11 protein-coding genes are annotated in these 13,300 nt (G+C 45.1%); 5 read left to right on the top strand and 6 right to left on the bottom strand.

Annotation, left to right across the window (positions count from 1 at the left end; translation table 11 throughout):
• Positions 1-7: 7 nt before the first annotated feature.
• Both clpS and RIE73_RS17545 read right to left on the bottom strand, forming a co-directional pair.
• Complete coding sequence (clpS, locus tag RIE73_RS17550) at positions 8-295, bottom strand: ATP-dependent Clp protease adapter ClpS (protein ID WP_446402403.1); 288 nt, start codon at positions 293-295, stop codon at positions 8-10.
• Between the two features lie 366 nt (positions 296-661).
• Positions 662-931, bottom strand: coding sequence for a UPF0175 family protein (locus RIE73_RS17545; RefSeq protein WP_446402402.1), 270 nt, complete (start codon positions 929-931; stop codon positions 662-664).
• 221 nt (positions 932-1,152) lie between these two features.
• Here RIE73_RS17545 and RIE73_RS17540 point away from each other — a divergent pair, with 221 nt between their 5' ends.
• From RIE73_RS17540 to RIE73_RS17530, 3 genes are all read left to right on the top strand, one after another.
• Positions 1,153-2,115: a DNA-methyltransferase gene (locus tag RIE73_RS17540; protein WP_446402401.1), complete on the top strand. Its 963-nt coding sequence runs from the start codon at positions 1,153-1,155 to the stop codon at positions 2,113-2,115.
• A 178-nt stretch (positions 2,116-2,293) separates the two neighbouring features.
• Entirely contained in the window at positions 2,294-3,190 is an 897-nt protein-coding gene (locus RIE73_RS17535) for an alpha/beta fold hydrolase (protein ID WP_446395893.1), read from the top strand.
• Between the two features lie 190 nt (positions 3,191-3,380).
• Positions 3,381-4,454: a class I SAM-dependent methyltransferase gene (locus RIE73_RS17530; RefSeq protein WP_446402400.1), complete on the top strand. Its 1,074-nt coding sequence runs from the start codon at positions 3,381-3,383 to the stop codon at positions 4,452-4,454.
• 155 nt (positions 4,455-4,609) lie between these two features.
• On the opposite strand, the gene RIE73_RS17525 is transcribed toward RIE73_RS17530, so the two are convergent.
• The gene (locus RIE73_RS17525; protein ID WP_446402399.1) at positions 4,610-5,296 is read right to left on the bottom strand and encodes a hypothetical protein; all 687 of its coding nucleotides are present in this window, start codon (positions 5,294-5,296) and stop codon (positions 4,610-4,612) included.
• A gap of 796 nt (positions 5,297-6,092) precedes the next feature.
• Here RIE73_RS17525 and RIE73_RS17520 point away from each other — a divergent pair.
• Positions 6,093-7,148, top strand: a complete 1,056-nt coding sequence (locus tag RIE73_RS17520; protein ID WP_446402398.1) for a class I SAM-dependent methyltransferase — start codon at positions 6,093-6,095, stop codon at positions 7,146-7,148.
• 175 nt (positions 7,149-7,323) lie between these two features.
• Here the strand turns inward: RIE73_RS17520 and RIE73_RS17515 are convergent, their stop codons facing one another.
• The 3 genes from RIE73_RS17515 to RIE73_RS17505 form a co-directional block, all read right to left on the bottom strand.
• Positions 7,324-9,771, bottom strand: coding sequence for an AAA-like domain-containing protein (locus tag RIE73_RS17515; protein ID WP_446402397.1), 2,448 nt, complete (start codon positions 9,769-9,771; stop codon positions 7,324-7,326).
• A 270-nt stretch (positions 9,772-10,041) separates the two neighbouring features.
• Entirely contained in the window at positions 10,042-10,230 is a 189-nt protein-coding gene (locus RIE73_RS17510; protein ID WP_446402396.1) for a hypothetical protein, read from the bottom strand.
• A 194-nt stretch (positions 10,231-10,424) separates the two neighbouring features.
• Positions 10,425-11,651, bottom strand: coding sequence for a bifunctional sterol desaturase/short chain dehydrogenase (locus RIE73_RS17505; RefSeq protein WP_446402395.1), 1,227 nt, complete (start codon positions 11,649-11,651; stop codon positions 10,425-10,427).
• Between the two features lie 135 nt (positions 11,652-11,786).
• Between RIE73_RS17505 and RIE73_RS17500 the strand changes: the two genes are divergently transcribed.
• Positions 11,787-13,205 (top strand): glycosyltransferase, encoded by a 1,419-nt coding sequence (locus tag RIE73_RS17500; protein WP_446402394.1) that lies wholly within the window; start codon positions 11,787-11,789, stop codon positions 13,203-13,205.
• Positions 13,206-13,300: the final 95 nt, after the last annotated feature.

Genomic DNA, 13,300 nt, shown 5'->3' with positions numbered 1-13,300 from the left:
CGTCTCCCTATTCATCCGGTTCAATCGTACTGGTTAAGCCGTGATTCTTCAACGTTTCGCAGTAGAACTCGGCATGTTCCAAAGCGCAGGTGATGACTAAAGCAATTCCGGAGTTGTGGGCTTCCATCATAATATTGACCGCTTGCGGCTGAGTCAAACTCGGTACTGTCTGTAGCAAGACTTGCACCACAAATTCCATCGCGTTGAAATCATCATTGTGAAGCAAAACACGATAGCGAGGTGCGGGTTTCCGAACGGTTGATGTTGAACGCTTCTCAATCGTTTCCACAGGCACGGCTAGAATCTCCCTCTCGTTCTAGTGTTTACAAAAAAATAGTGGCTGGGATACAGTTCCCTACTTTAGCTTTTTTTTATATTCCTTAACAAGTATGATCGCAATCACCCAGTTTGGCGAGTAGAGATAGCCGAATGTTGACTCAATCCCACCATCCTCATAGTCTTACTGTGTGACTATATGACGTAAAATAATATATATTGTCACATTTTACCTGAAGTTCTCTCAAAGCCGCGCTCTTTTTCTATAGCTTTTTATCTCAAAAATAGGAGTGTTTATCTAACAACTTTTGAAACAATTCGGGCAAAAGATTGATGTAACCAATCAAGATGAGGTAGTTGAGTGGGGAAGTATTGGAGACAATAATCATTCTTGGGCTAACACATTACGAATCGCTTGTGAATCCTGCTCTAAATCATCTTCTGTGTAAGGCAAGTAGGCTTTTTCACGCTTGAGAAATTCATAAGTTTCCCACCGGGATGAGAAGTTGAGCATCTGGCGGACTTGGGCGGCTCCAATGTGTCCTTGGCGATAGTTATCAGCTACGATAAGTTCTAAAATTCGGCGGGATATGTTTGCAGGTTGTAGTTGTAGTTGATTGGCGATGTCGTCAGGAAGTTCGATCGTGATTTGCATGATTGCTTCTCCTTAACTTACAAGAGAGTCTTTTCTATAATAGGCTGGTTATCCGGTATAATGTCTAGATAATTAAACTTGGCTGGTATATTCATCCCAGCTACCAGAAATCTCTGAATGCCGCTATGAGTTACAGGGTGGGGTAATTATTGAAATGCAAAAACGTTGACTCAATTCCACAATTATCATAGTCTTGATGTATAAATAAATAACGTAAAATAATGCATTCCCTGGCGTTAAACTACAATTCAGAAACCATAGGTGGCTCCCTCATTTTACATGCAGACTGCTTCGATTGGTTGGCGCAGATACCGAAAAATAGCATTCATGGAGTCGTAACTGATCCACCTTATGGTGTAAAAGAATATGACATTGAACAAATTAAGAAAAGAAGCAATGGTCAAGGAGGGATTTGGAGAATTCCGCCGTCTTATGATGGACATCAACGCTCACCTTTGCCCAGATTTACAGCACTAACTCAGAAGGAACGAACCACGTTGAAATGTTTCTTTGTTGAGTGGGCAAAATTAGTCGTGCGTGTACTACGTCCTGGGGGTCATGTATTTGTTGCCAGTAATGCTTTTCTGTCTCAATTAGTCTTTTCGGCACTCGTTGAAGGTGGGTTAGAATTTCGCGGTGAATTAATTCGTTTAGTGAGAACACTGCGCGGCGGCGATCGCCCGAAAAATGCTGAACAGGAATTTCCTCATGTATCATCTATGCCCAGAGGATGTTATGAACCGTGGGGAATTCTGCGAAAACCTATCCCATCCGGAATGAAAGTGAGTGACTGTTTGCGAGAATTTCAAACGGGAGGCTTACGACGAACACCGGACGGAAATCCATTTAATGATGTTATTTTCAGTGAACGAACTCCGCGTCAAGAACGGGAGATTGCAAATCACCCCAGTTTAAAACCTCAGTCGTTTTTACGCCAACTTGTTCATGCTGTTTTACCCTTAGGCGAAGGTATTCTAATTGACCCCTTTATGGGTTCAGGTTCGACAGTCGCCGCCGCCGAAGCTGTAGGCGTTTGCTGTATCGGGATTGAGCGATATGCAGAATATTACCAGATGAGTCGCACCGCCATTCCTCAGTTAGCGGCGTTGAAAAAATCGACGGAGAAGGTTGATGTGCAAATATCCACTGATTCTCAAAAACACCAGCAGTTAACGCTTGGGTAATTCCTGACTTTTCACGAGAAATCACGAAACCTGTGTATCGGGGCGGGTTTAGTTGCATCTGGGTGCAACCAAAGAGATAGTAGTGAAACCCGCCCCTACACCTTTACATGGTGATCCTATTCCTTAACGCTTACGCTATATTAAGATTAGTTAACGTTACTTAACATTATCGAGAACCATGCAGGCGACCCCCGTTGCAGCAACGGCTACTATTCCTGGCATCTATTGGCAATGGCGAGGACAGTCCATTTACTACGTCAAAGCGGGTGAAGGGCGATCGCAACATCCCCCTCTGTTACTGATCCATGGATTTGGTGCATCGACGGATCACTGGCGCAAGAATATGGCTGAACTCCAACAGGAGTTTGAAGTTTGGGCAATTGACCTATTGGGATTTGGACGATCCGCTAAACCGGACTGGCAATATAGTGGGGAGTTGTGGCGCGATCAGTTGCATGATTTTATCACCCAGGTGATTGGTCAGCCTGTAGTATTGGCAGGGAACTCCTTAGGCGGCTATTGTGCGCTATGTGTGGCGGCGCAACGTCCTGATTCTGCGGCGGGAGTGGTGTTACTCAATAGTGCCGGTCCGTTTACCGAGACGAAGGTTCCAGAGTCCGCGAATTCAGGGCGAAAGGGATTTAAGAACCTGACGCGATCGCTCTTATTGCAACCTTGGGCGAGTTTCCTTCTGTTTCAATACCTGCGGCGACGGGCGATCATTCGCAGAACCCTCAAGCAAGTCTATCTAGATCACAGCGCCATTACCGACCAACTGGTAGACGATATCTATCGTCCCTCCTGCGATCGCGGAGCGCATAAAGTCTTCGCCTCTGTCTTCAAATCGCCCCAAGGGGAAAAAATCGATGTACTGCTTTCCCAATTACGCTGTCCCCTCTTACTCTTGTGGGGAGAAGGTGATCCCTGGATGAATGCTAAAGAACGGGGAGCAAAGTTCCGTCAGTATTATCCCCAACTGACAGAATACTATCTCCAAGCGGGTCATTGTCCCCATGATGAGGTTCCCGACCAAGTGAATGAACTCCTCAAGTCCTGGGTGATTAAAAATTGTTAAAGATTCGGACATTTTTACGCCAAAACGGTGTTAGGTGGTAGAGAAAAACAACTGAGTGCAACACAGCTTCTAACTGTTAGCACTAGGCTAATCAGCATTTTCAGATCGCAGAAACCCTTGATCTACCGTAGGGTGGGCATTGCCCACCAACCGTCTAACCTCTGCCTTCTTCTACCAGCACCGATGAGCAATGATCACCTCTGACAACCCACCCTCCCAGAATCCACCACCGCCTATTGTCACCGATCCTGGCATTCTTCAGAAAACCCTGTTTGATGATTTTGTTCAATCGGTATTGGCAAATGGCGAAATGGTCATGCCTTGTATCCCAGCCTTGACAGACTATTATATCTGGCGGATAGGGGCGCTGTTTCAGGCAATTGATTCTCGGTTTAGCCAGGAACAATTGCAGCAAGTGGGTCCAATGATTGCCAAGAATCTGGTCGAGGGATTTCGGATTTCTCCCCATAGTAGATTGCGTCTGAAGTACGAAACCTCCCAGCCGACAAATGAGGGATACAAGTTCAAAACATCAATACTGGCTGCATCAGTTGTCGAGGAATATCAGAAATGGGTTGACTCCCGACAGCCTTTGTTGTTTGGATCTGAGCCAAACGCGAAAGTGATGCAAGTGGCGGCACAGTTTGAAGACCCGACAACAGTAACAGTATTAGATGTCGGTGCCCAAATAGGTCGCCATACCCTTCCTTTAGCCAGACAGGGTTATTCAGTCGATGCGTTAGAGTTGTCCCCAACCTTTGTTGAACGGTTAAAAAATGCCGCCTCAACTGGTTCAGTTAACGTGACCGTGGGTGATATCCTTGATCCACTGGTGAGAATGCCTCTAGCGCATTATCGTTTCGCGATCGGTGTAGAAGTCATTGCTGCTCATTGTCGAGATGTTGAGCAACTGCGATTATTTTTAGTCAAAATGTGCGATGTTCTCTGTTCAGGAGGACTCTTACTGTTTGCTATTTTTCTATGTCAAGACGATTACGAACCTGATCCGTTAACTCGACAGCTTTCTCAACTCCACTGGTCTTCTTTCTTTACGCAACAAGACTTAGCGAGTGCGATGGAAGGATTACCCCTTCAACTCATTTCTAATGAATCTTTTTTAGACTATGAACGCGAACATCAATCACCAGAGACGGGAACCTTAAGCGAGCAATTTTGCAACTGGGCAACAGGGGGCAATATATTAGTTCCTTCAACGGAAAAATCAGTGGTGGAACTGCGATGGATTTTGGGTCAACGGATTTGAGTCAGGGCGTACTTGCTCCCCTCTCCCCCGGTGGGAGAGGGGTTGGGGGTGAGGGGGTTTTGGCTTAAGTTGACACCAATGACTGATGTGCGCCCAATTAAATAGCAAAATCTATTCCATGATTTTTGCTGTATCACACCACGACAATTTGCCATTTAGTCCTGATTGTTGCGCTTGAGTATTTCTTGCTCAATATAGTCATCCAAATTGGGAATATATTGCACCGCTTCCGCTTGAAGAACCTGATTAACAATCTCTAGGGGTAACGTCTTTGCCCGTTCCAAGTCTTGATTTAACTGCTCATTTTGGGCGTTGATTGTATCAATTGTTTTACGGATAAACGTTTGCTGGCGATGAAGGCTGTCTTCCAGCATCTGCTGTCCTAAAATTTGCCTAAATTGTTGACTAAATCTGAGCATTTTCATATTCATATCCTGAGTGCTGTTGGGTTCATCTTGAGTATCGGTGTTACTGTCTTCGGGAATCAGTTGATCGGGAGAGATTCGAGAGGTATCCTGGTTAGGAGTAGAGTGTAAAGATGTCACGCGATCGCTCATTGCTAAAGCCACCTCTGGAATTACCCAGGAACTGCAAATCGCGGCGGTTAAGGCTAAACTGTAAATTAGACCAGCAGATCGCGGATCAGAGGGAGAAGGAATCGGTGATTTGGTCTTCACTTCAGCCCGATTTTCCTCCGTTGTCCAGCTATTAAAATTCATGGTCGAAGATTGACCCAACAAGACAATTGATAGGGCGGAGGAGAATAGAAAAAACTGGGTAATCACTATGCCAATGTGGACAACTAAAGAAGGGGTTATTTTAGGTAAGATTAAACGATTCATGAGAATTAGTTAAACGAAACTGCCATTTAATTCAAGAAATTGTCGGTTGGGTTGAGCGAAGTCGAAATCCAACGCCGTACAAGACTATTTTGGTTTTAATCGTCAGTCCACCTCATCTGATTTGTGCTTCCGATTAAGCTGAAGTTCCCCCCATACAGATGTACTCTACCCGGGCTAAAGCCTTATACAGTAATGGTTTGATCGCTCAAACCCCTCAAAAATCGTACCCATGTAGCACTTGCAAAAATAGCGCGATACGTTCCTTCGGAACAGGCTCCGCCAACGCGCTATTTTTGCAATAGACAAGAGATCGGTGGAAACCCACGCTACATCAAGGTTTCAGCGATTGTACTCATGTACGGCGGCTAAAAAATCGCGCAAAGCCGCACGGTGAGGCAGTTTTGATTTTTTGGCTGGGGGAACTTCAGCTTAGATTTCGTTGGGTTGAGCGAAGTCGTTGGGTTGAGCGAAGTCGAAACCCAACCTACTGGCGTGGCGCAGCTTAATTAGTTGATTAGAATTGTAGGGGCGCACCGACGTGCATTCGTATCAACTTAAGACTTTGTATGACTAGCGCTCAAAGCTTAGATCCCCCTAAATCCCCCTTAAAAAGGGGGACTTTGATTAATTTCTGGTTCCCCCCTTTTGAAGGGGGGCTAGGGGGGATCTCTGATTAAATAAAGGTTTCAAGCCTTAAGTTGACACCAATGGTGCGCCCATTAAATCGTCAAATCTCTCCCACAATTTTAATTGAACAGTATTTGGGATAACCTGTGTAATCAACTGACAAGAAACAATGAATCCTGAACAATCAACCATCAACAATCAACCCCCTAGCATCCGAGAAGAACATATCCACCAGCTACAACGCCAGTTTTTGACTCGTGGTCAACTCAAACTCCCCTGCGTACCCGCGCTGCGAAACTATTACCTGCATCAGATAGCTGCGCTACTGCAAACCATTAACCAGACATTGGGTGAAGAAGCCGCCAGTCGCTTGTCTCACAACTTGACACTGAAACTTGAAGAAGGATTTGAACAATCGCCTCGTTCCCTATTGGTGATTCAATACGACCTAACTGCACCCCCTGAACAACGGTTCAAGTTTAACTTTTCCCTACAGAGTGAATCTGTTTCGGACACCTATCAACAATGGGTAAATGAACGAGAACCGCCTCTATTTGGGTCGCACCCCGATGCGAAACTGATGGCAATTGCAGCACAATTGGGAGAACCTGCTCACGTTCCAGTGTTAGATATTGGTGCGGCGGCGGGTCGCAATACTCTCCCCTTAGCGAAACTGGGTCATCCAGTTGATGCAGTTGAGTTAGCGCCAGTCTTTGCGAATCAATTACAAACCATTGTCCAAGGATCTAATTTACCTGTCAGGGTAATTCTTGGTGATATTTTCAGTCGCGAAATCAGGTTACGACCCGCCTATTATCGGTTAGTGGTTCTGGCTGAAGTTGTGGCGTCTCATATTCGGGATGAGGAACAACTGCGATTATTATTAGCCAAAGTTTGCGATGTTCTTTGTTCGGGAGGACTGTTACTGTTTAGTATGTTTTTGACAGTTGACGACTATGAACCTGATCCCGTCACCCAACAAGTTTCCCAAGCTAAATGGTCTTGTCTGTTTACCCGCAAACAATTAGCCAAAGCGATGGAACGATTGCCGATAGAATTAGTGTCCGATGAGTCTGTGTTAGAGTACGAACGCGAACATTTACCAGAAATAGCGTGGCCCCCCACCAGTTGGTTTATTAATTGGTGTTTGGGGTACAATGTGTTTCCCTTAAACCAGGGAAGACCGCCGTTAGAGTTGCGTTGGATTCTTTGTAGACGGTTATAGTGATTAAGTAGGTGGACACAATTAAAGTTAGTGGTGGAGATTAGGGAACAGGGAATAGGGAACAGGGAACAGGAATAAGGGTTTGAGACTTGTTTCCATAACTTAATCTAGTTAAGTTTATTTCCACCAACCTACTTAGTCATTGGTTATTTGTCAATAAACAGTAAATTTACATTCAATACTTATTAAGCAATGAAAAATCTCTGAAGCCAAAATTGACCACAAAAGCAACATTCAAATTTTCCATGGATTTAACCAGAGAGGGGATATCTCCCATCGGTTTTGATTCATAGTGATTGAATAAAATAGCCATGCGTTTTTCCAGGTCGGGGCGAATTTCGGATGGAGATAACAAAACCAGTTTAAGCAACAAAACTGTCATTTGTAACGAACCCAGATTAACCACTAAATCATCAAACCAATAATGTTCTGGTTTTTCTGGACTTTCGACGATGAGTAAATTAAACAACTGGCTGCATGTTTTCTTGATCAGGAACTTATCCAGTTTATTCTGATTATATTCAGTTAGCGTATTAGCCAGGTGTTTATTTAACAATCCATAAAAGTAATGTTGTCCATAGCTCGGATCAATTGATGCAATGATATACTGATATAAATTGTCTTTAAAGAGAGAATACGAAGGCGTTTTCAATGTGCGATGTAGAAAATTTTGTGCCTCACAGTAGGCAAAGGAATTCTTGGCTTTTCCGCCAAACTGCCGCAGTGCCAGATGCAATTCTTCATCATCCAATAGAGTAGGATTCTTTACCAACGGCTTCCTCATTCTAGTAGGGGATACGCTTCCCTTGACTAGATAGGTTGCATACTGCCACAGTTCATCTTCCAACTGTTGCTGTTTTTCCGCTTGCAGTTTTTGGATGGTTTGCTGAGCTTCCTCGGAACAGTCTTGACTCAATAGACAATAGGAAAATAAGAATGGATATCGCCCAATTAACTCAGCTAATTTCTTCCGTTCCCATTTAGAAGACTTTTCTGTAGATGTTGGCTCATCTACCACTACCCTTAGACGTTCTAATGCTCGATATTCTTCTGAATTGATAAAGGTTTGTACGAGTTGTCGCAAACGGCTAGTGGTGGGCTGGTGGCTAATTTGGAACAAATCCAGCAACTTGTTGATCGCTACATGTTCTTTCGGCGTCATTTGCCAACGGTTCACCAGAATGTGACAGCAGCGATAAATGATATATTTAAACTCTTGATCCGCTCGTCTAGAGGCGGTAATTCTGTAGAGTATATCTAAAATTTTTTGGTCTGAATAGTCGATCCCATGGATAAACAACTGATGGAAACGCTCAATCATTTGCTCCGGAGATTCCCGTTGTAAGCAGTCTATTAGGTGTTTATAGAGACGTTCGGCTAGGGTGTCTAAGTCAAGCTCTCCCTCGTGATTTTGTTTCGCGAAGGAAACAGGTTGAGGTAGACTAGGAAGAATCTGCTGCACCCACTGTTCACTAAAGACAGACTGGTAAATCGGATTATAAACTTGTAGTTGACTATTCTGCTTGACCACTAATCCAGTCAACCGCAATTCCATTTGGGGACGACTGTCATTCGCCGTAATTTGTCCATCTTGTAAAATTTGCTGGTAGATATAAATAATTTCCGGATGACGCTGCCCACATTTGAGCAAGCGATTGCGGATTGTTCTTAAATGTTCGGGTTCATCAAAGGCTTCCCAATTTTCAATGACTTGGGTTTGAATCAGGTGTTCAATCCAAGCTGAGACTTTAGCTTTACCATTTAGTCCCAGAAAAATTTTTTTGAATGGATTAGCTTGCCAGGTTTCCTTAGTTTTAGGAGAATATCTTTGTTTCTCAATAGAGTGACTGACTAATTTACACAGTTTTTGGGTGAGAAACGGTTGACCTCCTGTCCAGGCTAAAATTTCTTGAAGAATTACATCGGGATGACTAACTTTTCCGGCAAATCCCTCGGCTAAGGGTTGAATATCTTTGAGCTGAAACCCCGAAAGTTCAATTGCCTGACCAATATTGAATGGGGTGCAGTATTTATCTTGAATCAGATCAGATGGTGTAGCGACGCCAAGCAGAGCAAAGGTGAGGCGTTGATAGTTAGGATTCGTGGCTCGCTGATTGTAGCATGATTTGATCGCGGCGAAAAAGTCATCCACCGGAAATTTTAAGCGGAGAACGTTATCGATTTCATCGAAAAAGATGACTAAGTTTTGCGGGATTGATTGAAGTAATACCTCATCAAAAAATGTGCCAAACCGTTGTACAATCGAGAGATGTTTGCGCGTAGACCACCACGTTTCTAGTTCACTGGCATCCATGAGATCAAAGCTGCCAGCCAAGGTGTAGACAATACCCGCATACCACTGTTCTAGGGTAATATTTTGGCATCCGATCGCGGTCAGATCAACCGCAGCACAGGCAATCCCCACCTGCTTCAGGCGCTGCATTGTGCGAACCCGTAGGCTAGACTTCCCCATCTGGCGGGAGTTGAGGACATAACAGAACTCGCCAGCTTTCAGCGCTTCGTAGAGTTGATTGTCAGCTTGTCGAACCACGTAGGTAGGAGCATCAATAGGGAGACACCCCCCAACTTGATACTCATAGACTGAGTTTTGCACGGCAATCATGGGATGCACCTGAGGTTTAGGTAAAAATACGGGATTTCCCTCTGACAGGATTGTATCCTAGATTGTTATATTTCCCAGAACTGAGAGCCTTATGCACAAAATGCCAGCGCCTGTTTCAACCGCCCGCCATTCACGGAATTAACATCGTTCGGCTGTAAATCCATGATCAACGTGATACATTAGCTTCATCGAATCTTCATCAAACCAGCAGGATTTTGGCGTTATTGTGAAGATTTCATGAAGATAGGTAAGGGTTTGAGGTAGGGTGCGTTAGCGATAGCGTAACGCACCAACCCAACTAAAATGGTGGATTAGATTTGACCATTGAATCGGGCGCACGCCATGCGCCCCTACGGTTTCGGGGCTAATGGTTAATTCATCAAATAAGGTGTGCCACGCCACTACTGGACTGACACAGCTAAAATTGTGGAATAGATTTGGCGGTGAAATCGGGCGCACGCCATGCGCCCCTACAATTCTAATCTACCATTTTAGGTGTGCCACGACACTACCCTGATTAACCCCACCCTAACCCTCCCCTTATCAAGGGGAGGGAATCGGAAAGAAGGAGGAAACCGGGAGGAAGGAGGTAACATTTCTCCCCAAAGCACCGGGGGATTAAGGAGGGTTACGATTAAAGGGAAATCATAAATTTATAATTCTGACGCTTTGTGACTAAAGAGTCGGAAATATAAACTGACAAAGAACTCTTTAATCGGAAATGCCAAAAACGTTAGCGGATTAATCGTGACAATAATATTCCGGACATCTCGCACCGCTAAATTAACAATTTGTTTTGCCACCCAATCCGCAGACATGACACCAATGGGATTCAAATTACTCTTAAACGGTCCTAAAATCAGTTTGCGGATGACACAAGGCGCATCGAGACGGCGTAATGTGACTAAATCCCCTAAAGCCCGTTTGCTTAATTCATACAGAGGACTGACGGCGGGACTAACTTCGGCTTCGGAGGTATTGATCCAGACTTCCTTGCGGGCTATATCTTGATTGGTGCGAACCGTCTGCAAAAATAATTCTAATAACCGCCAACTAGAGAATGTATTCACCTCGTAAGATTTGGCGATCGCGTCAGCGGTTCTTTCTCCATGGACGTTAATCCCATGATTGAGGATCAATATATCAATCGATTCTAACTCAGCCGCAATCTCAGATTCTTGTCCCACTTGCCAGGTAATCGTTTTCACGGATAACGGTTCACCCGCTGCGGTTAAAATAATTGGGTCTGACTTCGAGGTTAACCCGATAACTTTAGCCCCGCGCTGGTGCAACTGATACAATAGCGATCGCCCCAATGTGCCAGACGCCCCAGTAACGGCTACCGTTTTACCTTTCAGGGATAGTGCAGTACCCATAAGTTTATCGACGAAGGTCAATGTGCCACAATAATACGCCTTTTGGTTATCAAAGTGATGTCGCCAATGATAGGGGCGATTGACGGTCCAGTTTGAGGGGGGACGAAAGAATGGTCCCGGACGATGGGTTAAATCGGTTAGTTCATCGGCACCAGAGAGTCCACTCCCTCGCGCGATCGCACTTCCTAAAAAGCTTAACGTATAGAGGACACCCGCTAACGCCGGATGGTGGGGTTCACTCCAGATATAAGCAATTCCCCACAACCCCAAGCTAAACAGCAACATCACCAGGGATTCGGGTAAATCATTGTACCAATGGGCTTGGCGATAAATTTGTTCACTAGCCGGGGTTAAATCCGGTTTGAATACCCGATGATGCCAAACATGCAACCGATATAACGGTGTCCAATGATGGGACAAGACGTGATAGAAGTCGCGGATTAGTTCTACCCACAGGACAGAACCTAGTCCCCATGCTGCTGTACTCAGAAACGATATCACCATACAAACCCTATATCCTCAGCCATGCAGAACGAGCAAACGTTAAAATACTAGAGTATTCTCCTCAAAGTATAAAAAAATTAACGATTTAAGTTACAATTAGATACAATTTGCGTGGGTGGAGAAATCAAGGAGCGTATGCCAGAGAACTCCTGGACAGAGAATAATCATAGCAGTGAGCTTGATTCCCTTAGCTCTCTGCTGTCTGAGTGGTCTGAAGATGATTTTGAGAGCGACTTTTTCTTTCAGGGACTCGAAGGGCGACGACGCAAAGCGGCGTTGGCGCTAACCCTGATTTGGGGAGGGACGATCACTCTGCATCTGCTGTCCTGGGGGTATTGGTTAGTCTTTGGTTTAACCGCACTGTTAGGGATTCAGGCGATACGGGTATTAGTGGCGCGACCGATCCGAGTGCCGAAACCTTTACAGGGAGAGAATCCGGCTGATTTTCCGTATGTGTCCTTACTGGTGGCGGCTAAAAATGAAGAGGCGGTAATTCAGAACTTGGTGAGGATGCTGTGTAACTTAGATTATCCCCAGGAACGCTGCGAACTTTGGGTAATTAACGATCACAGTACGGATAAAACCCCAATCCTTTTAGATCAATTGGCGGCAGAATACAATCAGTTAAACGTATTTCATCGCGATGCTAGCGCCACAGGCGGTAAATCTGGGGCGTTGAATCAGGTCTTACCGTTGACGAAAGGGGACGTTATTGGTGTCTTTGATGCCGATGCCCATGTGACTACAGATCTGCTGCGGCGAGTGCTACCCATCTTTAACCAGTCGAGAGTCGGCGCGGTACAAGTGCGAAAAGCGATCGCGAATGCGCCCCTGAATTTCTGGACAAAAGGACAGATGGCAGAAATGGCACTGGATAGCTATTTCCAACAGCAACGGACTGCCCTCGGTGGGATTGGTGAACTGCGGGGAAATGGTCAGTTTGTGCGCCGTGCAGCATTGGAACGCTGTGGCGGCTGGAATGAGCAAACGATTACCGATGATCTGGATTTAACCATACGCCTGCATCTGGATCGATGGGATATTCGTTTCCTGGAATTCCCAGCGGTGGATGAGGAAGGTGTGACTCGCGCCCTCTCCCTCTGGCATCAGCGGAGTCGTTGGGCGGAAGGGGGATATCAGCGTTATTTAGACTACTGGCGTTTAATTGCCAGCAATCGTCTGGGTTGGAGCAAAACCATCGATTTATTCTCATTTTTAATGATTCAGTACCTATTGCCAACGGCAGCCATACCGGATTTTTTAATGGCAATGCTTCGCTCTCGTTTACCTTTGTATAGTCCGATTACCGGATTAACGCTTACGCTGTCGTTCATTGCCATGTTTACCGGATTGCGTCGGATTCAACGGGATGAACCGTTGACAATTGGCAATCTATTGCTCAATGTCTTGCAAACAGTACGGGGTGTTCTGTATATGCTGCATTGGATGCTGGTGATGGCAGCCACAACCGCTCGCATGTCCGTGCGTCCCAAGCGATTAAAATGGGTGAAAACGGTGCATCAGGGGACGGGAAAGGAACGTTTTGAGTTTTGATATTCAGCAGACCCTCTTGATCAGGAGATTTTACAGGATAAGATATGGTCTTCTTGGACTTTGGACAAAAAAACTACATTTACGTAACTGTTACG

This window comes from Coleofasciculus sp. C1-SOL-03, assembly GCF_040220555.1.
GTDB lineage: Bacteria > Cyanobacteriota > Cyanobacteriia > Cyanobacteriales > Coleofasciculaceae > Coleofasciculus.
The sequence above is the reverse complement of the archived record's forward strand: the minus strand, read 5'-3'. Positions and strand labels throughout refer to the sequence as shown.